21 protein-coding genes and 1 tRNA gene are annotated in these 21,658 nt (G+C 69.8%); 6 read left to right on the forward strand and 16 right to left on the reverse strand.

All coding sequences use genetic code 11. The features are described 5' to 3' along the window. Positions 1-12: 12 nt before the first annotated feature. From BMZ83_RS08665 to BMZ83_RS08710, 10 genes are all read right to left on the reverse strand, one after another. Positions 13-1,221 carry an MFS transporter gene (locus BMZ83_RS08665; protein ID WP_143076918.1) on the reverse strand — a complete coding sequence of 403 codons (1,209 nt, stop codon included), beginning with the start codon at positions 1,219-1,221 and terminating at the stop codon, positions 13-15. A 98-nt stretch (positions 1,222-1,319) separates the two neighbouring features. Beyond that, positions 1,320-1,949, reverse strand: coding sequence for a 30S ribosomal protein S7 (locus BMZ83_RS08670; protein ID WP_074877679.1), 630 nt, complete (start codon positions 1,947-1,949; stop codon positions 1,320-1,322). After that, complete coding sequence (locus tag BMZ83_RS08675) at positions 1,946-2,374, reverse strand: 30S ribosomal protein S12 (RefSeq protein WP_049979636.1); 429 nt, start codon at positions 2,372-2,374, stop codon at positions 1,946-1,948. The genes BMZ83_RS08670 and BMZ83_RS08675 overlap by 4 nt, the downstream gene beginning before the upstream one ends. Positions 2,375-2,474: 100 nt before the next feature. Beyond that, on the reverse strand, positions 2,475-2,675 hold the full coding sequence (locus tag BMZ83_RS08680) for a hypothetical protein (protein ID WP_143076919.1): 201 nt from the start codon (positions 2,673-2,675) through the stop codon (positions 2,475-2,477). 109 nt (positions 2,676-2,784) lie between these two features. Next, entirely contained in the window at positions 2,785-3,207 is a 423-nt protein-coding gene (locus BMZ83_RS08685; RefSeq protein WP_074877683.1) for a NusA-like transcription termination signal-binding factor, read from the reverse strand. A gap of 49 nt (positions 3,208-3,256) precedes the next feature. Beyond that, the gene (rpoA2, locus tag BMZ83_RS08690; RefSeq protein WP_074877685.1) at positions 3,257-4,495 is read right to left on the reverse strand and encodes a DNA-directed RNA polymerase subunit A''; all 1,239 of its coding nucleotides are present in this window, start codon (positions 4,493-4,495) and stop codon (positions 3,257-3,259) included. Beyond that, complete coding sequence (locus tag BMZ83_RS08695; protein WP_074877687.1) at positions 4,488-7,415, reverse strand: DNA-directed RNA polymerase subunit A'; 2,928 nt, start codon at positions 7,413-7,415, stop codon at positions 4,488-4,490. Before BMZ83_RS08695 ends, rpoA2 begins: the two co-directional genes overlap by 8 nt. Continuing rightward, positions 7,416-9,248 carry a DNA-directed RNA polymerase subunit B gene (gene rpoB / locus BMZ83_RS08700; RefSeq protein WP_074877690.1) on the reverse strand — a complete coding sequence of 611 codons (1,833 nt, stop codon included), beginning with the start codon at positions 9,246-9,248 and terminating at the stop codon, positions 7,416-7,418. Between the two features lies 1 nt (position 9,249). Beyond that, positions 9,250-10,818, reverse strand: coding sequence for a DNA-directed RNA polymerase subunit B'' (locus BMZ83_RS08705; protein ID WP_049979641.1), 1,569 nt, complete (start codon positions 10,816-10,818; stop codon positions 9,250-9,252). Next, on the reverse strand, positions 10,818-11,045 hold the full coding sequence (locus BMZ83_RS08710; RefSeq protein WP_074877692.1) for a DNA-directed RNA polymerase subunit H: 228 nt from the start codon (positions 11,043-11,045) through the stop codon (positions 10,818-10,820). The genes BMZ83_RS08705 and BMZ83_RS08710 overlap by 1 nt, the downstream gene beginning before the upstream one ends. 222 nt (positions 11,046-11,267) lie before the next feature. Here BMZ83_RS08710 and BMZ83_RS08715 point away from each other — a divergent pair. Next, positions 11,268-11,340: transfer RNA gene (locus tag BMZ83_RS08715), tRNA-Asp, on the forward strand. A 111-nt stretch (positions 11,341-11,451) separates the two neighbouring features. Here the strand turns inward: BMZ83_RS08715 and BMZ83_RS08720 are convergent. Continuing rightward, entirely contained in the window at positions 11,452-12,993 is a 1,542-nt protein-coding gene (locus BMZ83_RS08720) for an alpha,alpha-trehalose-phosphate synthase (UDP-forming) (RefSeq protein ID WP_074877694.1), read from the reverse strand. A 129-nt stretch (positions 12,994-13,122) separates the two neighbouring features. Here BMZ83_RS08720 and folP point away from each other — a divergent pair, with 129 nt between their 5' ends. Further along, the gene (folP, locus tag BMZ83_RS08725) at positions 13,123-14,337 is read left to right on the forward strand and encodes a dihydropteroate synthase (protein ID WP_074877698.1); all 1,215 of its coding nucleotides are present in this window, start codon (positions 13,123-13,125) and stop codon (positions 14,335-14,337) included. A gap of 12 nt (positions 14,338-14,349) precedes the next feature. On the opposite strand, the gene BMZ83_RS08730 is transcribed toward folP, so the two are convergent. Together BMZ83_RS08730 and BMZ83_RS08735 are read right to left on the reverse strand one after the other, a co-directional pair. Next, positions 14,350-14,616 (reverse strand): hypothetical protein, encoded by a 267-nt coding sequence (locus BMZ83_RS08730; RefSeq protein WP_074877700.1) that lies wholly within the window; start codon positions 14,614-14,616, stop codon positions 14,350-14,352. Further along, entirely contained in the window at positions 14,613-15,737 is a 1,125-nt protein-coding gene (locus tag BMZ83_RS08735) for an ATP-binding protein (protein ID WP_074877702.1), read from the reverse strand. Before BMZ83_RS08735 ends, BMZ83_RS08730 begins: the two co-directional genes overlap by 4 nt. Positions 15,738-15,811: 74 nt before the next feature. On the opposite strand from BMZ83_RS08735, the gene BMZ83_RS08740 reads away from it, so the two are divergent. Then, entirely contained in the window at positions 15,812-16,294 is a 483-nt protein-coding gene (locus BMZ83_RS08740) for an Ig-like domain-containing protein (RefSeq protein WP_074877704.1), read from the forward strand. A 124-nt stretch (positions 16,295-16,418) separates the two neighbouring features. Here BMZ83_RS08740 and BMZ83_RS08745 read toward each other — a convergent pair whose 3' ends face one another. Genes BMZ83_RS08745 through BMZ83_RS08755 form a run of 3 tightly spaced genes read right to left on the reverse strand, consistent with a single transcriptional unit; the run spans position 16,419 to position 18,885 of the window. Continuing rightward, positions 16,419-17,219 carry a protein-L-isoaspartate O-methyltransferase family protein gene (locus BMZ83_RS08745; RefSeq protein WP_074877706.1) on the reverse strand — a complete coding sequence of 267 codons (801 nt, stop codon included), beginning with the start codon at positions 17,217-17,219 and terminating at the stop codon, positions 16,419-16,421. A 42-nt stretch (positions 17,220-17,261) separates the two neighbouring features. Continuing rightward, on the reverse strand, positions 17,262-18,209 hold the full coding sequence (locus BMZ83_RS08750; RefSeq protein ID WP_074877708.1) for a methyltransferase domain-containing protein: 948 nt from the start codon (positions 18,207-18,209) through the stop codon (positions 17,262-17,264). A 46-nt stretch (positions 18,210-18,255) separates the two neighbouring features. After that, the gene (locus tag BMZ83_RS08755) at positions 18,256-18,885 is read right to left on the reverse strand and encodes a protein-L-isoaspartate(D-aspartate) O-methyltransferase (RefSeq protein ID WP_074877710.1); all 630 of its coding nucleotides are present in this window, start codon (positions 18,883-18,885) and stop codon (positions 18,256-18,258) included. Positions 18,886-18,972: 87 nt separating this feature from the next. Between BMZ83_RS08755 and BMZ83_RS08760 the strand changes: the two genes are divergently transcribed. The 3 genes from BMZ83_RS08760 (at position 18,973) to BMZ83_RS08770 (ending at position 21,657) form a co-directional block, all read left to right on the forward strand. After that, entirely contained in the window at positions 18,973-20,118 is a 1,146-nt protein-coding gene (locus BMZ83_RS08760; protein WP_074877712.1) for a DHH family phosphoesterase, read from the forward strand. Between the two features lie 58 nt (positions 20,119-20,176). Next, on the forward strand, positions 20,177-21,277 hold the full coding sequence (locus BMZ83_RS08765; RefSeq protein ID WP_074877714.1) for an aldo/keto reductase: 1,101 nt from the start codon (positions 20,177-20,179) through the stop codon (positions 21,275-21,277). 71 nt (positions 21,278-21,348) lie between these two features. Next, complete coding sequence (locus tag BMZ83_RS08770; protein WP_074877716.1) at positions 21,349-21,657, forward strand: hypothetical protein; 309 nt, start codon at positions 21,349-21,351, stop codon at positions 21,655-21,657. The last annotated feature ends 1 nt before the right edge of the window (position 21,658 follow it).

Below are 21,658 nucleotides of genomic sequence, written 5' to 3' on the forward strand. Positions count from 1 at the left end.
TTCTGTCGGCCGTCAGGAGACACGGGATCCGTCCGTCGCGACCAGACGTAGTGGCCGACCGACTGTCGACACGGCAGCCACGATGAGGAATATCCCCCCGAGTGCGGCGACAGCGGTCGTCTCCCCCAGTGCGTCCGCGACCACGCCCGCGCCGATCGCCAGCGGCAGCTTGTAGAGCCTGACGAGCATCGAGACCGCCGATACCGCCGTCGCCCGCCCGGCGTCGGCGACTGCCTCGCTCACGCGGCCGTTGACGACGGGCAACAGCAGGGCTCGGGAGGCCCGCTGGGCGACGAACATTGGGAGGGCGGCGATCAGCGTCAACCGTGGGAGCACTAGCACCCCGCTCGTGAGGGCGGGTACGACGATCAGGAGTCGCCGCGTCCCTAGGCGATCCTCGAGCAGGCCGGCCCGCTGGCTCGCGACGGCCGTGACGCCGCTGAAACTCGCGTACAACAGCCCCAGCGAGAGACCAACCGGGAGGTGCCCCGGAATCGCCGTCTCAAGTAACGACTCGGCGACGGGCTGGACGTACGTCATCGACGCGCTCAGAACGGCGAAGAACAGGCCGGCGTAGAGCGCGAACGACCGGAGTGACGGACGGGAGACGGCCCGTCGGAGCACCCCGAACGTCTCCGCCGCGTTCCGAGTATCGCCCTCGTCGTCGCGATAGGCTCGGTTCTTCGGGAGCGAAGCTAGCGCCACTAGCCCGAGGAGGTTTAGGCCGGCGCTGGCAAGAAAAGGCCACGCCGGATCGAACCCGTAGAGCGCCCCACCGCCGACGGCGGTGACGACCGAACTCCACGCCATCACGGCCTCGCCACGGCCGCGGATGCGAGTGAACTCACCGGCGTCGAGGCGCTCGCTGAGTGTGTCGTAGAGCCACGCGTCGATACTTCCGGAGGCGAAGGTGAGCCCGAGCGCCCACGGGACGTACAGCACTGCGTAGCCGGCGGCCGAGCGGACGAACACGAACCCCAGCAACGACAGCGCCTTGAGCCCGATGCTGAGCCCGATACTGGTCCGCCGACCCAGTCGGTCGCCCACGTAGCCCGTCGGCACCTCGCCGAGGACGACGATCGCTGCCGACAGCGCGCTCAGCGTCCCGACGACGGTAAAGGAGAGATCCCGGAGCAGGAACAGCGTGAAGATCGGGGAGACGAACCCCACCGACCGGGTCGCCTGCAGTAGGTAGAACTTCCGCACGACAGTGGAGGGCATCCTGCGGGGGTCCACGCTGATAGCGCAAAAACGCACCGCAACACCGATCGAACGGCGGCACCGCTACCCACGTGGAGAACGGAGAGAGGGAGAACCGCTTAGCGGGCCGCGGCCGCGACGCGCTCGGTCTCCTCCTTCTGGGAGATCGGGTACGCCTGCACGTCGTAGTCGGCGGCGCCGATCAGCTGCTGGGCGAGCGCCTCGGCAGCCGGCGTCGTCGTGTTTCGCGAGGCGTTGAGCGTGCCCTGCGCGATGAACTTCAGGCCCTGGTCGACGCGGCGCTGGGGCGCCACGTCGACGGCTTTCGGGACCGAGATCCCGCCGTACTTCAGGCGGACGGTCTCCTCACGCGGCGCGGCGTTCTCGACCGCCGTGACGAGCACCTGCGCCGGGTTCTCGTCGGTCTGCTCGTGGACGATGTCGAAGGCGTCCCGCACGATGCGGGTCGTCTTCTGTTTGTGACCGGTGTTGTCCTCGGTCTGCATCAGCCGGTTGATCAGGCGCTCGACCACGCTGATCTCGGACTTCTCGAACTGCTTGCCGGCGTGGCGACCCATCGTGTGTGCGACGGGCGTCACGGTGAGGTAGTTCTGGGTCGAGGGGTCGGAGTACTCGATCTCGCTCACGTCCCACTCGCCGAACAGCTTCGCGCCCGTGGCGGACGACTCCTCCTCGGCCTCGGCGTCGACCTCCTCGGTCTCGGCCTCGGCGGCTTCTTCCTCGCTCATCTGACGGGTTTCTCCGCGTTCCCGCGAACCAGTTCGATCAGCGACACGCCGTTGACCTTCTCGACCTTGTAGTTGACACCGGAGATGTCACCCATCGCACGACCCTTCGAGCCACCGATCCCGGCGATGGTGACCTCGTCGTGCTCGTCGATGAACGAGATCGCGCCGTCACCGGGACAGAACGCCGTGACCTGCTTCCCGTTCTTGATCAGCTGGACCCGGACGCACTTCCGGATGGCCGAGTTCGGCTGCTTCGCCTCGATGCCGACCTTCTCCAGCACGATCCCTCGACCCTGGGGCGCTCCCTCGAGCGGGTCGGACTTCTCCTTCAGTCCTCGTTCTCGGCGCGCGTACTCCGAGTCGGACCACCGCCGCTTCTGGCGGTCCTTCTTGAGTTTGCGCGCGGCGTATTTGCCGTTCGCCATACCACAACTCCCCCACGGAGCCACTTAAGCGTCCCCTTTCGGAGAGGCGGGACGGGCGCAGAACTGATTAGCGGTATCGCTAATCGGATCTGAGCGCGTTTCACTGCTCGGTCGACGACGGCGTCTCGGTCGCCGCCACGGGAATCCCGGTCGACCACCTGTCGACGCCCCAGTCGAGCCAGACGCGGTCGTCGTCCCCCGTCCCGTAGCGTACCGTCGACGGGCTGAGTTCCCGTTTCCCCCCGCATCGAGGCTCGCAGTCACGAGATCCGACCCGGACGCGGGGGTCCGACAGGCTCACACCGAACGTCCCCGGCCCCTCGCCACGGTTCGTCACCGCGAACGAGACCGTTACCCACGTCTCCTGTCGAACGGTCCGGATAAATGCTTCGTGGGGCGAGTGCCCCGACTCAGGCCAACTGCACGTCGTCCAGGTCGAAGTGCCGGGCCGCCAGCCGTCGGGCGGCCTCGATCGACTCGCCGTCGGCGCCGATGGCGACCCCGCGGTCGGCCTGGGCGACCTCGACGTACGCGACGGTGCTGCCGCCCTGCGTCGAGAGGGTGACGTTACGCACGGCCGCGGGCGCGAGGCAGTTGGCGACGAACGCGGCCGGCTCGTCGGCGTCCTCGACGAGGTCGACCCGGGTCCCCAACTGCTCCTCGACGGCGTCGACCGTCCGGCCGTCGGGACCGATCGCCGCCCCCATCTCGCCCGCCGGGATCAGGAACACCACGCGGTCGTCGTCGACGAGGCAGTCGACCGGCGTGACGCCGGTCACCTCGGCGAAGGCGCCGATGTACTGCCGGGCCTCGTCCGACAGCGTCAGCGTCATCGACGCCACCTCCGGGCTGGCGGCTGCGTCGGTGGGCGGCGCCGATCCATCAGTCGTCGGCGGACTTCATCGCGCTGCCCGAGCCCATACGGAGGTCCACGTCGCCGGTCCCGATGGAGACGGGCTTCCCGACGATGACGTTCTCGATGACGCCGTCGAGGTCGTCGACCTCGCCGTGGACGGCGGCGTCGAGCAGGTGGTTCACCGTGACCTCGAACGCCGCGCGGGCGAGCACGGAGTCCTTGGACCCCGAGATGCCGTGGCGGCCGATCGACTCGATGGTGCCGGGGTTGGTCATGATGTCCGCCACCAGCATCAGGTGCCGGACGTTCACGTCGTCGAGCCCCTGTTCGGCCAGCGTCTCGTGGGTCTCGTTGATGATGGTCTCGCGGGCGGCCTCGATCCCGAGTTCCTCGTTGATCTCGTGGATGTTGTTACACGTCGACCGGGAGGTGTCGACGCCCTCGATCTCGAGCACGTCGCCGAAGGCCGACCCCTCGGTGTAGAGGACGAACTCCTCCTCGTCGCGGTCCTCGAGCTCCTCCTTGCGGATCACGACGCGGGAGACCTCCTCGATCCCCTTGAACACGACCTCGCGGAGCTCCTCGACCAGTTGGAGCAGCTCGCGGTAGCTGGGCTGCTCGGGGCCGAAGGCGATGGTCGTGCCCTTGCGCTTGGTCGCGACCTTGAGTTCGCTCTCGATGGTGTCCTGGATCTCCTCGGCGATCTCGCCCACGTCGTCGTAGGTGGGCCAGCGCTTCTGGAGGGTCTCCTCGTTGAGGTCGATGGTGACCTGCATGTCCGCGACGTTGGTCGAGACGTTCCCGAGCGCGAGGATCTTGGTGGCCTCGATCTGCCAGACGACCTCGCGGGCCTTGTCGCGGTCGGTCGCGTACTCCTCCTCGAGGTGGACGGTCATCGTCGGCGTGTCCGGCGTCTTCCGGGCGTCGACGAGCTCGATCAGCCGGGGCAGCCCCTGTGTCACGTCGATCTCCGCGACGCCCGCGAAGTGGAACGTGTTCATCGTGAGTTGGGTCCCCGGTTCGCCGATCGACTGCGCCGACACCGTCCCGACGGGGTCGAGCGCGTCGACGCGGGTGTCCTCGTACCGGGCGACCACGGCCTTGACGATCTCCTCGATCTCCTCGGCGGTCGCGCCCTCGTTCTCCTCGATGGCGCCGTAGATGCGGTCCTTCAGTCGGCGCGGGAGCTCGGTGTCCTCGACCAGCGCCTCGGTCGCCTCGTCGACGTGCTCGAAGCTCTCGGGGAGCGCCTCGGCGTCAGTCATCGCTTACCCCCTGTCCCGCCTTGTTCAGGCCGGGACCGGCGAACTCCGAGAGGTTGGTCTCCTGGGTCTGCTCGCCGAGGAAGCGGGCCTTCTGCTCCTCGCTGCTGAACTCCTTGTCCAGCACGCGCTGGGTGATCGCCTCCACGTTGACGGGGTCGTCCTCGTCGGAGGAGACTTTCACCGGCGAGGTGCCGTCCTCGCCGAACTCGAACTGGACGACGGTGCCGGAGGTGTCCCGGACGGTGCCGTCGTACTGTGCCTCGAGTTCCGAGAGCGCGTTGATCAGTCGGCGCTGGAGGTAGCCGGACTTGGAGGTCCGGACTGCCGTGTCGACCAGCCCCTCGCGGCCACCCATCGCGTGGAAGAAGAACTCCCGCGGGGTGAGGCCGGAGCGGTAGGAGTTCTCGACGAATCCGTGGGGTTTCGCCGAGAGGTCGCCCGGCTCGAAGTGGCTGAGGGTGCGGCCCTCGTAGCCGCGGTTGATGCGCTCGCCGCTGACGGTCTGCTGGCCGACGGAGCCGGCCATCTGGGTCAGGTTCAGCATCGACCCACGCGCGCCGGACTGGGCCATGACCACGGCCGGGTTGTCGTCGGCGAAGTGGTCGTCGGCGATCTCCCCGGCGGAGTCACGCGCCTTGCCCAGCGTCTGCATGATCTTGAGTTCGAGCGTCTCGTCGACGGTCCGGCCGGGGATCGAGTTCAGATCGCCCGCCCGGTACGTCTCGATCAGCTCGTCGATGCGCTCGTGGGCGTCGTCGATGGCCTCGTCGACCTGCTCGCTCGCCTCCGGCGGGATCGACTCGTCGTCGATCCCGATCGAGAACCCGAAGTGCATGATCGAGCGCATCGCGAGCGTCGCCACCTCGTTGACGAACACCCGGGCGCGCGTCTTCGAGTAATCCTTCGTGATGGTGTCGACGATGTCGCCGCCGAAGGCGCCGATGGCGCCCTCGTCGATGGTGCCCTGCAGGAGCTGGCCGTCGTCGATGACGACCTCGTCGTCGGCCTCGGAGCGGAACTCGAGGTTGAGGTCGTCCGGCAGGAGTTCGGAGAACACGGTCCGGCCCTCCCAGACCGGCTGCCCGTCCTCCTCGCCGTCGGGCTCGGGGAGCTCGTCGACGCTGGTCGCACGCAGCAGGTCCAGCGCCTGGTTCTCGGTGAACGTCGGGTTGTTCCGAGTCAGCAGGTAGGTGCCACTGATGTGGTCCTGGATCGCGCCGATGATGTTCTCACCGAAGCGCGGGCTGAGCATCTGTTCCTGGACCCGCATCAGCACGCGGGCCTCGGCACGCGCCTCCTCGTTCTGGAGCGCGTGCATGTTCATCTCGTCGCCGTCGAAGTCGGCGTTGTACGGCGTACAGACCGTCGTGTTCAGCCGGAACGTCTTGTACGGCATCACGACCACCTCGTGGGCCATGATGGACATCCGGTGCAGCGACGGCTGTCGGTTGAACACGATGATGTCGCCGTCGGTCAGGTGTCGGGAGACCTCCCAGTCGGGTTCGACCTTCTCGGCGAGCTCCTCGCAGTTCTTCTCGGTCACCTTCAGCCGGCGACCGTCGGGGCGCTTGACGTAGTTGGCGCCGGGGTGGCCCTCGGGGCCGTTCCGGACGTACGTCTTCGCCTCCTCGAGGTTGCGCTCGGAGACGTTCATCGTCTGGGTCATCTCCCGCGCGACGCGCTCGGGGACGCCGACCTCGTTCAGGGAGAGGGTCGGGTCCGGCGAGATGACGGTCCGCGCCGAGAAGTTCACGCGCTTCCCGGACAGCGAGCCGCGGAAGCGACCCTCCTTCCCCTTGAGTCGCTGGGAGAGGGTCTTCAGCGGCCGGCCGGAGCGGTGCCGGGCCGGCGGCGTCCCGGAGATCTCGTTGTCGACGAACGTGGTGACGTGGTACTGCAGCAGCTCCCAGAGGTCCTCGATGATCAGCTGGGGCGCACCCGCCTCGCGGTTCTCCATGAACCGCTGGTTGATGCGGATGATGTCGACCAGCTTGTGGGTCAGGTCGTCCTCGGAGCGCTGGCCGTTGTCAAGCGTGATCGAGGGGCGGGTGGTGACCGGCGGCACCGGCAGCACCGTCATGATCATCCACTCGGGCCGGGAGGTCTCGGGGTTGACGCCGATGTTCGCCAGGTCCTCGTCCGGGATGTCCTCGAACCAGTCCCGGATGTCGCTGGGCATCAGCTTGTTCTCGTCCTCCTCGGTGAGGTCGATGTCGAGCGCCTTCTCCAGCGCCTTGCGGTCCTCCTCGCGCGGGCGGAACTCGCCGCCGAGGATGTCGTTGACCCGGTCGAGCGCGATGCCGGTCTCGTCGGCGAGTTCGGTCGGGGCCATCCCGGCGTCGTCCTCCTCCTCGTCGGGCTGCATCGCCTCGGCGATGATCTCGGAGTACTCCGCGGCCAGAACGTCCTGGACCTCGTAGTAGGTGGTCGGCTTCTCGTGTTTGATGTCGTACTGGGTCTCGCCGCAGTACGGACACCGCGAGGTCTTCCGGGCCTGCCGGATCGCCGCCTTCAGCACGTCGTCGGGGTCGTCGCCGAGCTCCTTGGCGCGCTCGAGCCGGTCGGCGAACTCCTCCTGCTCGTCCTCGGTCAGGGAGAGCCGGCCGCACTCCCGACACGTGCCACGCAGCAGGCGACGGATCAGCTTCGCGAAGCCGACGTGGATCACCGGCGCCGCGAGCTCGATGTGCCCGAAGTGGCCGTTACACGAACCGGAGTGCTGGCCGCAGGTCCGACACTCCAGCCCGGGGTCGATGACCCCCAGTCGGGGGTCCATGAGCCCCATGTCGATGGGGTAGCCGTCGTCGTCGTACGTGTCGGCGGTGATCACCTTCGTCGCACTCATGTCCCGGTACGTCTCCGGGTCCATCAGGCCGAAGCTGATCTTGCCGATCTCCTTGGGTGAGCCTGAGATTGACATTTATACTGCGTCCTCCAGTTCGAGTTTGGGTCGGATGCCGAGCGCTTTCATCTCGTCGAGCAGCAGCTTGAACGCGTAGCTGACCTCCAACTCGTGGATGTTGTCCTCGTCCTTCGTGACGGGGTCGTACACCCGGCGCTGCTCCACGTCCTCCACCGCGACCATCCCGGTGTCCTCCGAGATGTACACCGTCTCGCGGTCCGAGGAGTCGAGCAGTCGTTCCTTCAGCGCCATCGCGGCGCCGTGGCCGATGAGCACCTCGCGCTCCATCTCCCCCACACGCAGGCCACCCTCGCGGGCGCGACCTTCGGTGGGCTGGCGGGTGAGCACCTGCACCGGCCCGCGGGAGCGGGCGTGCAGCTTGTTGCTCACCATGTGGTACAGCTTGTGGTAGAAGATGGTGCCGACGAAGATCTCGGCCTCGATCTTCTCGCCGGTGACGCCGGAGTACATGACTTCCTTGCCCGAGGACTTGAAGCCGTGCTCCTCGAGGCTGTCCCGGAGCTTGTCCTCGCCCTCGCCCTGGAACGGCGTGCCGTCGACACGCCGGCCCTCGAGCGAGCCGACCTTGCCGCCGAGCATCTCCAGCACGTGGCCCACGGTCATCCGTGACGGGAGCGCGTGGGGGTTCATCACGAGGTCGGGGATCAGCCCCTCCTCGGTGAACGGCATGTCCTCCTGGGGTGCGAGGTGGCCGATGACGCCCTTCTGGCCGTGCCGGGACGCGAACTTGTCCCCGAGCTCGGGGATCCGCTCGTCCCGCACGGAGACCTTCGAGAGCTTCGAGCCGTCCTCGCCCTCCATCAGCGTGACCGTGTCGACGATGCCGTCCTCGCCGGAGCGCATCGTGACCGAGGTCTCGCGGCGCTTCTGGGGCGACAGGCCGCCGAGGTCCTCCTGCTCCTCGAGGAACCGTGGCGGCGAGGTCTTGCCGAGCAGCACCGAGCTCTCGTCGACCCTCGTCTCGGGGTTGACCAGGCCGTCCTCGTCGAGGTGAGTGTAGGCGTCCTCGCCGCGTGCGCCGCGCACGTCCTGCGAGGGCGTCTCGAAGCGGTCCTCCTGGCCGCCGGGGTAGCGTCGCTCCTCACCCTCGTAGGTGCGGAAGAAGTGCGAGCGGGCGAGGCCGCGCTCGACCGAGCCCTGGTTCATGACCAGCGCGTCCTCGATGTTGAACCCCTCGTAGGACATGACCGCGACCGTGAAGTTCTGGGCCGCGGGGCGCTCGTCGAACCCGATCTGTTCGGTGGTCTGCGTCTTGACCATCGACAGCTGCGGGTAGTGCAGGAGGTGCTGGCGCGTGTCGGGCCGGATCCGGTAGTTCGCGCTCGGGAGCCCGAGTGACTGCTTCATCATCCCGGCACCCATCGTGATACGCGGCGACGCGTTGTGCTCGGGGTAGGGGATCATCCCGGCGCCGATGCCGAAGATGAGCTGGGGGTCGACCTCGAGGTGGGTGTGGTTCTCGGTGATGTCACCCTCGTCGACGGCGACGAGGATGTCCTCCTCCTCCTCGGCGTCGATGAACTCGATGATCCCGCGGTCGACGAGGTCGTCGAACTCGAGTTCGTCGTTCTCGACGGCCTCGATGTGCTCGTCGGTCAGTCGCGGCTCGCCGTCGTCGACGACGATCAGCGGCCGTCGCGCGCGGCCGGAGTCCGCGTTGACGATGACCTCGCGGGTGCGGTCCTTGACCGCGACGTTGACCATCTCGCTGACCTCGCCGCTGCGGCGGGACTCTCGGATCTGTGCTGCCAGTTCCTCGGGGTCCGGGTGGGTCCCCACGAGGCTGCCGTTGACGTAGACCTTCGCAGGCCGTTCTTGTTTTCCTGCCATCTCAGTCGTCCGCGGGTGTTGCTCGTTCGACGCCCTCGATACCGGGGATGCCCTCGACGCCCATCTCGTCGAGTTCGCGCTTCAGTTCGCGCTCGTCGTCGACGTGTTGGGAGAGCTCCATCGCCTGGGCGAAGTTCTTCACCAGCCCACAGTTCGGCCCCTCCGGGGTCTCGGAGGGACAGATGCGTCCCCACTGGGTGGCGTGCAGGTCACGCGCGTCGAAGTGAGGCTGGGAGCGACTCAGCGGCGAGCGCAGCCGTCGCAGGTGGCTGAGCACGCCCATGTAGTCGGTCCGGTCGACCAGCTGGGAGACGCCCGAGCGGCCGCCGACCCAGTTCCCGGTCGCGATCGGGTGCTCCAGGCGCTCGGTGAGCACGTCCGACCGGACGACCGTGTTGACGCTGAGGTCGCGGTTGCGCATGTTGGCGCGTTCGAGCTGGTACTTCACGTCCCGGGAGAGCTTGTTCAGCGCGGTCCGGAACAGGTCCTTCATCAGGTCGCCGCTGACCTTGAGGCGCTTGTTGGAGTAGTGGTCCTTGTCGTCGGAGTCGCGGCGCCCGAGCGCGAGCTCGAAGCAGGCCTCGGCCATCCGGCAGAGGTAGTACGCCTTGTTGATGCGCACGTCCTCCTCCTCGACGCCCTCCTCGTGGAGGTGCGGCAGGAGGTAGCGGTCGATGACGTAGTTCGCCCGCTTGAGCTGGTAGTTCTTCCCCTGGCCCGAGGCGACGCGCTTCCCGAGGGTTTCGATCGCCTCCTCCTCGGTCTGGACGTCGGCCTCCTCCAGGTTCTCCAGCATGAACTTCACGATCTCGGGGTCCTCCGAGACGCGGTGGACGATCTCCTCGTCGGACTCCAGCCCGAGCGCACGGACCAGCGTCACGAACGGCACCGAGCCGGAGACGGAGGGGAAGCTGACCTCGAGCAGCCCCTCGCGGTTGCGCTCACAGAGCACGAGCGCGCGGTAGCCACGGCGCTGGGAGAACGTCTTGGCCACCTGGATGTCGTCGCCGTACTTGGTGTCGTGCTCCGCGAGGATCTTGTTCGGCGCCAGGTCCTCGCTGGTCATCAGCACGCGCTCGGAGCCGTTGACGATGAAGTAGCCGCCGGGGTCGACGGGGTCCTCACCGATGTCGATCAGTTCGTCGTCGGAGAACCCGTCGATGTTGCATTTGTTCGAGCCGACCATGATCGGCATCCGGCCGACCTTGGTCTCGGTCTGGTCGACGACCTCCTCGGGCTCGTCCTCGCCGCCCCGGACGATGGACATCTCCATGAACACGGGGGCGGCGTAGGTGATGTTCCGCAGGCGGGCCTCCTGCGGGTAGAGCAGTTCCTCGGAGCCGTCGGCTTCCCGAACTCGCGGCGTCAGGATGCGGACGTCGCCGAGTTCGACCCAGACGGGCTCCTGTCCTTCCTTGTCGCCGATGTCGGTGCCGATGGTCTCCTTCTCGTCGACGACGTCCTGCATGCCCCGGTCGAGGAAGTTGTTGAACGACCGGAAGTGGTGCTCCGCCAGTCGCTCCTGGGAGAAGTACTCCCGGGAGACTGCGCGGCGACTCTCTCGGTCCATTATTGCACCACCAGCCGATAGACGACGGCGGTGTCAGTGGTTCGCGAGTCGCGCTCGATGCGGACGACGTCGCCGGGCTCTGCCTCCTTCGGCAGGGCGGGATCCCTGCGCTTGATTTTGGGTAGGTTCGTCTTCTTCACTTGGTACTCCTCCAGCACGTCCTCGATCTCGGGCTCGTCGAGGAGTGTGTGCTCCGGAACCAGTTCGTGTTGGCTTACGTCTACCATAGGTGTTGGGCGTTCAGAGAATCGGTCACGAGATACTACGGCTGTATTTTAGCCGGCGGCACATAACGCTTGCTAATGTAGGTTGCGCGTGCGCGAGGCGTTGGCACCCGTCGCCGTCGACGACCGGGCGCGGTCGCGTCACGGGGTGGCGTCGCACGGCGGCGACGGATGGCAAGCCTTATTTACAACACGGCGGTACGATTGAGTGCAGCGAGGCAGCGTGCCCGGATGGTGTAGTGGCCCATCATACAACCCTGTCACGGTTGTGACGCGGGTTCAAATCCCGCTCCGGGCGTCTTCTGCTGAACTCGAACGGCGAGCGAGAAGCTTGCTTCGAGCGAGCCCTCCCAGTTCTCTTCCCGTTCCGATCGCGTGCTACCGACCGGTCATCCAGTAGACCGCCGAATCAGTCGTCGGCGGCAGCCACCTGCGACGCCCCCGCCAGCACGTCGAGCTGCGTCGCGAGCCACGCGTCGATGTCCTCCTCCCGAACCGACGCCTGCAGCGACTCCATCCGGTCGTGCCGCTCGGGTTCGCCCATCCCGAGTGCCGTCCGGATCGTCTCGGCGAACGTCGACACGTCGTAGGGGTTCACCGGGAGCGCCGCGGGACAGAGCGACTCGGCGGCGCCGACGAAGCGACTGAGCACGAGCGCGCCCGGCACCCGGTCGCGGTTGGGTGACTCGAGCCCCTTTGCCTGTGCGAGACCGGCGTTTGGGAACGGCCGGCCCTGTGCGGCGACGAACTCCTTCGCGACGAGGTTCATGCCGTCCCGCCGGGAGCTCACCACCGCCACGTCGGCGTTGCGGTACAGCCCCGCGAGTTCGCGGTCGTCGACGTCGTCCTCGATGTACACCGCGGGCGTCCAGTCGTCCGTGCCGTGGACCCGGTCCAGTTCCGCGATCCGGTCCCGGACCGCGTCGTAGTAGCGCCGATAGGCCGGGATCCCCTCGCGGGTCCGGGTTCCCTTCTGGACGTACGTGAACTCGCCCGCCAGTTCCGGGTTCGTCTCCAACAGGTGCGAGAGCGCGTCGAGGCGTTCCACCACGCCCTTCGTGTAGTCGAGGCGGTCGACGCCCAGGACGACCGGCCGGTCGGGGTCGAGGTCGTACCGGTCGGTGATGCGGTCCCAGTAATGGGCTGCGGCGTCGCTCCGGGCGTTCGCTGCCACGCGCTCGGTGTCGATGCCGATGGGCGACGCGTACGCCGCAACGGTCCGCCCGTCGTAGCGGATCCCCGAGTCGGTCACCTCGGCCTCGGGGACGAACCGCGCCACGCAGTCCCGGAAGTTCGCGGCGTAGCGCTCCAGGTGGAAGCCGACCGCGTCGTTGCCCAACAGTCCGCGGAGCAGTTCGGTCGCTTGCGGGCAGATCTCGAAGAAGTCGGGCGTGGGCCAGGGGACGTGCCAGAACTGGACCAGCCGCGCGTCCGGTCTGGCCTCCCGGACGTACTTCGGCGCCAGCCCGAGGTGGTAGTCCTGGAACCAGACCAGGTCCGGGTCCGCGTCGACCGCCCGCTCGGCGAACCGGCGGTTGGCTTCGCGGTACGCTGGCCAGAACTCCGGGTCGACGGTCACCGGGTCGGCTTCGAGGTGACAGATCGGCCAGAGCACCTGGTTGCTGTAGCCGTAGTAGTAGTTCTCGACCAGCCGGCGGGGGAGGTCGAGCCGGGCGAGCGTGTAGCCCGGGCGGTCGTCGTCGTCCTGTGCCGTCGACTCCGGCGGCAGTTCGACCTCGCCGTCAGGGGCGACTGCGGGGTCGAAGTCGGCGTCGCCGCTCCCCCACGCGACCCACGTCCCGCCGGTCTCGGCGACGACGCCGTCCAGTGCAGTGACGAGCCCGCCCGCGGGACGCTCGACCGTCGGCTCGCCGTCGGCGTACCCGTGGACGTACGGCTCGCGGTTCGAGACGACCACGAGCGACCGGTCGCCGAGCGCGTCGTCGATCACGCTCGGTGGTGGTCGCCGGCCGGTGTTGAACCCATCGGGACCGGCACTCGCCCGGGGGGACGACGATACCGACAGCGGGCCGGGGGCCGGTTCCAGCACGCTTTAGCCCGCGCCGCCGGACGCTGAACCATGAACCACGTCGACATCGCCGGCCTCCCCGTCGGGGACGGCCACCCCCCGCGGATCATGGGCGTGCTGAACATGAGCGTCGAGTCCAACTACGACCCCAGCACTTGGGGCGACGTGGACGGCGCGGTCGAGCACGCCGAGCAGATGGCGACCGAGGGCGCCGACATCATCGACGTGGGGCTCCAGTCCTCGAACCCCAAGAACCCGTGGCAGGCCGTCGACACCGAACTCGACCGCCTCGATCGGGCGCTCGAGGTCGTCGACCGCGCCGACTGCGACGCGGTCTGGTCGATCGAGACGCGCTACGCCGAGGTCGCCGACGCCGCCCTCGACGGCGGCTTCGACATGGTGAACGACGTGTGCGGCTTCGCGGACCCCGACATGCCTGACGTGTGCGAGAAGCACGACGCCGCGGTCGTGAAGATGGCGTCGCCGCCGGACATCCAGTCCCCCGGCCACCTGAAGTCCATCGACGACTGCTTCGCCGCCCTCGAACGCGGCGGCTTCACCGAGAAGACGATCATCGACCCGGCCTTCGGCGGCTGGTACGACGAGAAGACCCACGAGGACAACTGGGAGATGTTCCGCCGGCTCCGGGAGTTCCGCGCGTTCGGCCGGCCGATGCTGACCGCGACCAACCGGGAGGACTTCCTCGGCGTCGTCGCCGATCGCCCGGAGACCGAGGACCAGCTCGCGGTCAGTCTCGCGGCGGCGACGATGGAGGTCGAGCGCGGCGCCGACATCGTCCGCACCCACGACGTGCCCGAGACGGCCGACGTGGTCGCGGTCGCGGCGTTCCTCGGCGACGGCGACCGCGCCAACGCCGGCGACGCCGACGGGGACGCCGCGAGCCTCCCGAACGTCGCCGCACGCGAGGTCGAGCGAAACGTCGGCCTCCGCGGCCACAACGGCGTCGAACCCGGCGAGGCGGCGACGCTGTCGTTCCGCACGACCGGCCTCAACGAACCCATCCGCGAGCGACTCGCAGCTATCGGTGCGGACTACGGGGTCCTCGTCGCAGCCGGCGCCGGGGAGCGCCCGTCGCCCGAGAACGTCGCCGGCGGGCGCGGCGACAGTCCCGCCAGCGAGGGGACGTTCGTTGCCGGCACCGCCTCGGCGTTCGAAGACGCGCTCGCCGAGATCGCCGAGGTCGACGCGCTCCAACCGCTCGCCGGACGAATCCGGCGGACGCTCGCCCGCGAGCGTCTCGCCTGATCGCGCCCCCGCCTACTCCCGGCGCATCAACAGCGTCACCGCGCCGATCCCGCCGAGCACGACGGCGAGTGCCAGCACGCCGACACTGAGGATCACCATCGACTCGACCGCCCGGAACTCGACGGCGGTGGCGACGAAGAACACCAGCGCGAGCAGGAGCAACAACAGGATCCCGACGCCACGGATCGGGTTCTGTCGGACGGCCAGCCTGAACCGCTCGCGGAGCGTCGGCGTGCCCTCGTCCCAGGCCCCCCCGGCTCGGTCATCAGAGCGACTCACGGTTCCACGTTCGACCGCTCGTACCTGTCGCTTTCCCTTCGGTCCGGCTGCCCCTCCATCGTCACCCCGCTCGCCCGCGGCGTGTGGCCGCCGTGGGGGGTGTGGCGTTCCCGAACCCGGATCGTGTGCGTCGACTCCGTCCCGTCGTCGACGATCAGCGCCTCGCCCCGGCCGCTCGGGAGCCGCTCCCCGACCGTGCCCGACAGGTACGTCGGGCTCGCCCGTTCCAGCGCGTCGATATCGGCTTCGCTCGTGAGCCGGTGGGCGACCAGAAGGTCGGCCTGTGACGCCGCTACGGCCGGGAGCGCCGCAGGACGCTGCGTCGCCAGCACCAGCGAGACGCCCGGTGCCCGTCCCCGAGTCAGCAGCGTCCGGAGCGCCGATCCGGCGACGCCGTCGACGGCGACGTGGGCCTCGTCGACGAACAGCCAGGGCAGTCGCGGTGCGGGGTCGTCGCCCGCCCGAGCGTCGTAGAGCAGCCGCGCCACGGCGCCGATAACGGCGCTGGTCGGCGCGTCGTCGATCCCCGACAGCTCGAGCACGGTCGTCGCGGGCCCGAACAGGTCGTCCGGATCCAGCCCGTCCGAACCGAAGATCCCCCACTCCCGCGCTCGGCCCAGGTGGTTCGCCGCCGCGCGACGGACCGCCCGCCGACCGTCCGCCGCGTTCACGCGTTCGAGCATCCCCGCGAGCGTCGACGCCGACGCGGCGGCCTCCCAGACCAGCGCGCCCGGCCCGTCCGCGGGGTCGAGGCCGACCAGCGCCGGCCACTCCGACGCGGGGACGGCGTCGGCGCGGATCCGCGGGGCGTCGATCACGCGCGCCGGGACGGCCTCGCCGTCGACCGAATCGCTCGCCAGCCCTGTGAACGCCCCCATCGGATCGACGACGACGGGCGCGACGCCGCGGGCTCGCGCGGTCGCCTCCGCGAGCACGCCGAGCGTGTGTGACTTCCCGGCGCCGCGCTTCCCGACGACGAGCCCCGCGTGTGGCCGATCGAGGTCGATCCGGACGGTTGCGCCGACGCTCCCGTCCCGGGCGAGATAGCGCCCGAGGTGGCCGGACGGCGCCGACGACTCGCAGCCCGGCCGTGGCTCTCGCTCGCGTCCGACGACGTGCATACCGGCGGTGGCTGCGCGACCCCCCTTGAGTTCTCGCCCGGCGATTCAAGTGCGATGACGGGACCAGCCACCCCATGCTCGATCCGAGCCGCGTTCGAGGCACCGTCGTCGACCGACTCGCCCCGCTCCGGGAGGACCAGCGGGCGATCGAGGGGCTGCCGGTGCGCCTCGTCGTCTCGCTGGTCGTCGGCGCGGCCTGTCTGAGCGTGATGCTGAACCTGGTCAACGGCGTCGGCGGGCTCGCGGCCGCCGAGGTCGACGTCCGCCCGACCCCGGAGGTGGTAGAGGCGGGGCCACAGGAGCTGACGTTGCGGGTCGTCGACGCCGAGGGCGACCCGGTCTCGGGCGCGACGGTCATCGTCGACGGCGGCACCGCGAGCCTCGACGGCGTCGCCACGGCCAAAACCGGTGCGGACGGCACCGCGACCGTCTCCGTCGACCCACAGCTCGGGGCGAACCAAGCGGAGGGAACGCTGACGCTCGACGTGAAGCCGCCGGCGGGCGGGTCGTACGTCGACCGCCGCGAGAACAGCCACGTGCTGGTGATTCAGGGGTGAGTCAGTCCGACCGCCCGGCGGTCGAGAGCGGGGCGGTACCGTGGCAGCGGTCGCTCCCACGCTACCTGCTCGTCGGGCCGGCACTGACCGGCGTAGCCCCTCGAGAAGTGGCCCGCTCGTCGCCCTACCGCCGATCGCCGTAGTCGCCCCAGTTGGGCGCGCCGTCGCTGCGCTTCCGCCCCGAGAGGCGCTCGTCCCAGTCGAGCCACTCGTGCTCCCAGCCGGGCGAGGCGCCTCGCTGGGCGTGTTCGCGGTCCTCGCGGCGGGTCCGGTTGCGGGTGACGCCGGGCTGTTCGCCGTCGACCAGCAGCGGCGCGAACCGGACCGGCCCCCGCTCGTCGACGCGCCGGTAGCCGTCGGGCGCGTCGTCGTCGCGCGTGACGGCGACGAGCGTCTGGTCGGTGTTCCCCTTCGGGATCACCAGCCGACCGCCGTCGGCCAACTGGTCGAGCAGGTCGCTCGGGGGTTCGACGGCGGCGGCCTCGACCAGAATCCGATCGTAGGGCGCGTACTCCGGGAGGCCGGTCGACCCCTCGCGACAGTCGACGAGCACCCCGCCGTAGTCGGCGGCGTCGAGGTTCGAGCGGGCGCGGTACACCTGCGGCCGCGCGATGTCGAGGGCGTGGACGTGGCGACCGCCGAGTATCTCCGCGAGCACGGCGGCGGTGTAGCCGGCGCCGGCGCCGACCACCAGCGCGTCGTCGCCCTCTCGGGGGTCGAGCGCGGTCAGGAGGCGGGCGACCGTGCCCGGGGCGAGCGTGACGGCGCCGTCGACCGTCGACGGCCGGTTGTCGTAGGGGGCGTCTTCGACGAACTCCCGACGCGGCACCGTCCGCATCGCGAGCCCGATCTCCTCCGGGAGCGGGCGGCCGAGGCTGTGTTCCAGCCCGTCGACCATGTCGTCCCGGAGCACCGCGGGATCCATACCCGCGAGTCCGTGATGGGGCTATTTGAACTCGGCGGTGCGTCAGACGCCCGATACGTCGTCCGGTAGCCGTCCGGCGATAGCCTGATACGGGGTGTCCGGCACCTCGCTCGTCTCGACTGCTTCGAGGCCGGCGTCGGCGAACCACTCGCGGACCGTCGCTTCCGGATACGGCTGGCCGTTCCCGGTCGCGAGTGCGGCCGCCGCGACGGCGACGGCGGCGCCCGAGCGGTCCCGGAGCGGTTCGACACAGACGGCCGCGCCGCCGGGAACGAGCGCGTCGGCGATCCCGAGCGTCGTGAAGCGGTTCTCCTCGGCGGACTGGCGCCACGCCGCGTCGACGGTGAGCACGAGGTCGAACGTCGGCTCCACGTCGGCGAGGCTGCCGGTCTCGAGGGCCACGCGCTTCCGTTCGAGCAGCGGTTGGACGGCCGCGGCCACGGTCGCCCCTTCGAGCAGCGTCACGTCCAGCCCCCGGTCGGCGAGTGCGCGGGCGTGCCGGCCGGGGCCGTCGGCGACGACGAGTGCCCGATCCGCGTCCGGGTTCGCCGCCAGCGCGGCGTCGACGGTCGCTGCCACGGTCGCGTCGTCGACCGCCTCGGCGGCGCCCAGGCGGTGGCGGATCAGTGTCTCGGGGTCGGCCTCGATCGGCGGGACGCCGCTCCCCATCGTCCGCGGGAGGGCGACGTAGGCGTCGAAGCGGTCGAGTGCGGTCGGGACCCGCCCGATCGACCGCAGATCCCGCGTCGCGAGCAGCCCAAGCGCGCGGTTGGTGGGTTCGACGGCGTCGCCCACGCGGTGCAGGAAGTCGAGTTCGATCAGCGCGTCGACGACGATCGTGGCCGCACGCTCCGTGACGCCCGCGGCGTCGGCGGCCTCGGCGGCGCCGCCGGACCCACGGACGAGCGCCTCGAGCAGCCCCGTCTCGCGGGCGGCCCACAGCAGCGCGAGCGCCGGCGTGTCGAGGTCGGTGTCTCCAGCGGTCGGCATGTCTCTCAGACGAGTGATTCGGGCGGAAAGCGGTTGGGATCGGCGACTACTCGCCCTGCATCCGGACGAACCGCACGCCCTCGAACGTCTGCTGCTCCGTCCGGCCGTCCTCGCGGACCGTCAGCAGCACCAGTTGCTGTCGCCTGTCGCCGACGGGGGCGAGCACCCGGCCCCCGGGACGAACCTGCTCGACGACCGCCGGCGGCACCGACTCGGCCGCGCAGGTGAGGTAGGCGGCGTCGTACGGCGCGTGGTCCGGCCACCCCTCGTGCCCGTCGCCGGTCCTGATCGCGACCTCGTAGCCGAGACTCTCGAGCGTCTCGCGCGCCCGGTCGGCCAGTTCGGGGACGTACTCCACGGAGTAGACGTTCCCGTCGCCGACGACCTCGGCGGTGACCGCGGCGTGGTAGCCACAACCGGTGCCGATCTCCAGCACGCGATCGCCCGGCTCGAGCGCGAGCCGCTCGACCATCGACGCCACCATGTGCGGTGCGGAGACGGTCTGCCCCTCGCCGATCGGGAGGGGGCGGTCCCGGTACGCGATTCCGCGTTTGTCCGGGGGGACGAACTCGTGGCGGGGCACCGAGCGCAGCGCGTCGGCGGTCGACTCGCGGTCGATCACGCCCCGCTCCCGGAGTCGCTCGACCATCCGCTCCCGGCGCTGTTCGAACGCCATCGTCGATAGGTAGGGCTGGCAGGAATAAAGGGGGTTCGGCGAGCGCGTGCCGAAACTACTTCCCTTCCCGGTCGGAGAGGGTCACCTATGCAGACCGCCGGCTACGCGGACGCGATCGCGAGGGCCGAGCGGTTCGCCCAGCAGAACCCCGAACTCGTCGCTACCGTCGTGGCGGTGGTGACGCTCTCGATCGTCGCCGCGCTGGCGCTGCTGCGCTACCGCCGGCCGTTGGGGGTCCGGTTCAAGGAGGCGCTGGCGAACAAGGAGCGGGTGGCGGTGCTGATGCATCCCGATCCCGACCCGGACGCGATGGCGGCCGCGATCGGTATCGCCCGACTCGCCGAGCAAGTGGACTGTGAACCGACGGTCCAGTTCACCGGACAGATCCGCCACCAGGAGAACCGCGCGTTCCGGAACGTGCTCGACCTCGACATCGAGGCGATCGACCACGTCTCCGAACTGGCCGCCGAGGCGGTGGTGCTGGTCGACCACAACCAGCCCCGCGGGTTCGAGGGTGCCCACGGCGTCCTCCCGTTCGCCGTCGTCGACCACCACCCAGGCGAGGGGACCGGGGAGGTGTTCACCGACGTGCGCACCGACTACGGCGCGGCCGCGAGCATCGTCGCGGAGTACTTCCAGGACGTGGGCGGGAAACCGGTGCCGCCGGACGTCCACGAGAGCGAGGTCGACGCGCGGTTCACCCTCCCCTCGCGGGAGTCGACCGGGCTCCTCTACGGGATTCTCGCGGACACGCGCCACCTCACCAGCGGCGCCGCGTCGGCGGACTTCAGCGCGGCGGCCTCGCTCGCGCCGGGCGTCGACGAGGACGCGCTGGACCGCATCGCCAACCCGCAGGTCAGCGGCGAGACGCTCGACGTGAAAGCCCGCGCCATCGCCGGCCGGCAGGTCGAGGGCTCCTTCGCCGTCAGCGACGTGGGGACCCTGTCGAACGCCGACGCGATCCCGCAGGCCGCCGACGAACTCATCACGCTGGAGGGGATCACCGCGGTCGTCGTGGTCGGCGAACGCGATGGGACAGTCCACCTCTCGGGGCGATCGCGGGACGACCGCGTCCACATGGGCCGGGCGCTGGAGAACGCGGTCGAGGACGTCCCCGACGCCAGCGCCGGGGGCCACGCCCGCATGGGGGGCGGGCAGTTCCCGGCGGACGAGGAGGTGTCCCGCGAGGCGCTCGTCGAGCGCATCTTCGACAGCCTCGAAGGCGACGTGTAGCGCCCCGCGGCTCCCGTCGAACGGCAGCCCTATCCGGATCCACACCGTTCTCCCGACGATGGCGACCCACGACGCGACGTGGCGCTACCGCGATCGCTTCGGCGACCGGTACGGCCGCACCTACTTCCGGCGGTTCGGTCCCGGCGTCGTCTCCTCGATCGGCGCCGGCAGCTACCGGGGCGAGCCGACGCCCGAAGTCGACGAGCGCCACCACGAGGCGCTGGTCACGGCGCTTTCGAACGGCTGTAACGTGCTGGACACCGCACCGGACTACCGCCGTGGCCGCGCGGAGGGCGTCGTCGGCGACGCGCTCGCTGCCGCCGACGTGGACCGCGACTCGGTGCTGCTGGCGACCAAGGGCGGCTTCGTCCCCTTCGACGGCGAGCGCCCCGCCGACCCCTCGGCGTACGTCCGCGAGCAGTTCGTCGAACCCGGGCTCGTCGACCCGGCGGACCTCGCCCGCGGGAGCCACGCGATGACGCCCGCCTTCCTCGAGGCGATGCTGGACCGCTCGCTCGGCGCGCTGGGCGTCGACGCGGTGGACTGCTACTACGTCCACAGTCCCGAGACGCAGTTGGCGGCTCGGTCCAGCGAGGCGGTGTACGACAAGCTCCAGGCCGCGTTCGAGCAGCTGGAACGCGAGCTCGAGCGGGGCCGGATCGGCCGCTACGGCGTCGCCTCCTGGGAGGCGTTCCGGGTGCCGCCCGACCACGACCGGCACCTCTCGCTCGCGCGGGTGCTCGATCGGGCCCGAGCGGCCGCCGAGTCGGTCGGGGGCGACGCCGACGACCACGGGCTCGCGGCGCTCCAACTGCCGTTCAACGTCCACATGGCCGACGCGTTCACGAGCGCCCACCACGAGGACCCAGAGAGCGGCGAGGCGGTGAGCGCGCTCGAGTTCGCCCATCGCGAGGGGCTGTCGGTGTTCGCGAGTTCGGCGCTGATGGGCGGCGACCTGGTCGAGGGGCTCCCGCCCGACATCTCGGCGGAGCTGGCGGGTGACAGCCCGGCCCAGCGCGCGATCAACTTCGCGCGGTCGGCGCCGGCGGTGGTGTCGGCGCTCGTGGGGATGGGCCGGCCGGCCTACGTCCGGGAGGATCTGGCGGCCGGGACGTTCGACCCGCTCGGCGCGTCGGCGTTCGACGCGGTGTTCGAGTAGTCGGCGCCTGTCGACGGCGCGACCCGTCGCCGACCCGAACGGTTTTCCACGCGAGTCCGCAACTCCTCCCCATGGCAGACGATAGCGAAGGTGACGGGGAGGTCGTCGCCGAGGCGACAGCCGAAGAGGACGCCGACGAGGAATCGACCCGCGAGCTCCAACTGATCGAGGACGAGAGCGGGTTCTGGACGCTGGTCGACTCCGAGCGCGGCGCCATCGGCGACGCTCCGACGAAGGCCGCCGGGCTCCACCTGATGGAGCAGGCGCTCGAGGACATGGATGGGGTCTCGATCCCCGACATCGAGCCCGAGGAGCCCAGTGAGCGGCCGGATCGGGACCCGAAACTGCCGCCCGAGCCGTCGATGCCGGACGAGGAGTAAC

Source organism: Halolamina pelagica (assembly GCF_900115675.1).
Lineage (GTDB): Archaea > Halobacteriota > Halobacteria > Halobacteriales > Haloferacaceae > Halolamina > Halolamina pelagica.

Bases quoted from the DNA above. Each gene is read 5' to 3' on its own strand.
- BMZ83_RS08665 (WP_143076918.1), bottom strand. From the start codon at position 1,221: ATGCCCTCCACTGTCGTGCGGAAGTTCTACCTACTGCAGGCGACCCGG.
- BMZ83_RS08670 (WP_074877679.1), bottom strand. From the start codon at position 1,949: ATGAGCGAGGAAGAAGCCGCCGAGGCCGAGACCGAGGAGGTCGACGCC.
- BMZ83_RS08675 (WP_049979636.1), bottom strand. From the start codon at position 2,374: ATGGCGAACGGCAAATACGCCGCGCGCAAACTCAAGAAGGACCGCCAG.
- BMZ83_RS08685 (WP_074877683.1), bottom strand. From the start codon at position 3,207: ATGACGCTGACGCTGTCGGACGAGGCCCGGCAGTACATCGGCGCCTTC.
- rpoA2 (WP_074877685.1), bottom strand. From the start codon at position 4,495: ATGACTGACGCCGAGGCGCTCCCCGAGAGCTTCGAGCACGTCGACGAG.
- BMZ83_RS08695 (WP_074877687.1), bottom strand. From the start codon at position 7,415: ATGTCAATCTCAGGCTCACCCAAGGAGATCGGCAAGATCAGCTTCGGC.
- rpoB (WP_074877690.1), bottom strand. From the start codon at position 9,248: ATGGCAGGAAAACAAGAACGGCCTGCGAAGGTCTACGTCAACGGCAGC.
- BMZ83_RS08705 (WP_049979641.1), bottom strand. From the start codon at position 10,818: ATGGACCGAGAGAGTCGCCGCGCAGTCTCCCGGGAGTACTTCTCCCAG.
- BMZ83_RS08710 (WP_074877692.1), bottom strand. From the start codon at position 11,045: ATGGTAGACGTAAGCCAACACGAACTGGTTCCGGAGCACACACTCCTC.
- folP (WP_074877698.1), top strand. From the start codon at position 13,123: ATGAACCACGTCGACATCGCCGGCCTCCCCGTCGGGGACGGCCACCCC.
- BMZ83_RS08735 (WP_074877702.1), bottom strand. From the start codon at position 15,737: ATGCACGTCGTCGGACGCGAGCGAGAGCCACGGCCGGGCTGCGAGTCG.
- BMZ83_RS08740 (WP_074877704.1), top strand. From the start codon at position 15,812: ATGCTCGATCCGAGCCGCGTTCGAGGCACCGTCGTCGACCGACTCGCC.
- BMZ83_RS08745 (WP_074877706.1), bottom strand. From the start codon at position 17,219: ATGGATCCCGCGGTGCTCCGGGACGACATGGTCGACGGGCTGGAACAC.
- BMZ83_RS08750 (WP_074877708.1), bottom strand. From the start codon at position 18,209: ATGCCGACCGCTGGAGACACCGACCTCGACACGCCGGCGCTCGCGCTG.
- BMZ83_RS08755 (WP_074877710.1), bottom strand. From the start codon at position 18,885: ATGGCGTTCGAACAGCGCCGGGAGCGGATGGTCGAGCGACTCCGGGAG.
- BMZ83_RS08760 (WP_074877712.1), top strand. From the start codon at position 18,973: ATGCAGACCGCCGGCTACGCGGACGCGATCGCGAGGGCCGAGCGGTTC.
- BMZ83_RS08765 (WP_074877714.1), top strand. From the start codon at position 20,177: ATGGCGACCCACGACGCGACGTGGCGCTACCGCGATCGCTTCGGCGAC.
- BMZ83_RS08770 (WP_074877716.1), top strand. From the start codon at position 21,349: ATGGCAGACGATAGCGAAGGTGACGGGGAGGTCGTCGCCGAGGCGACA.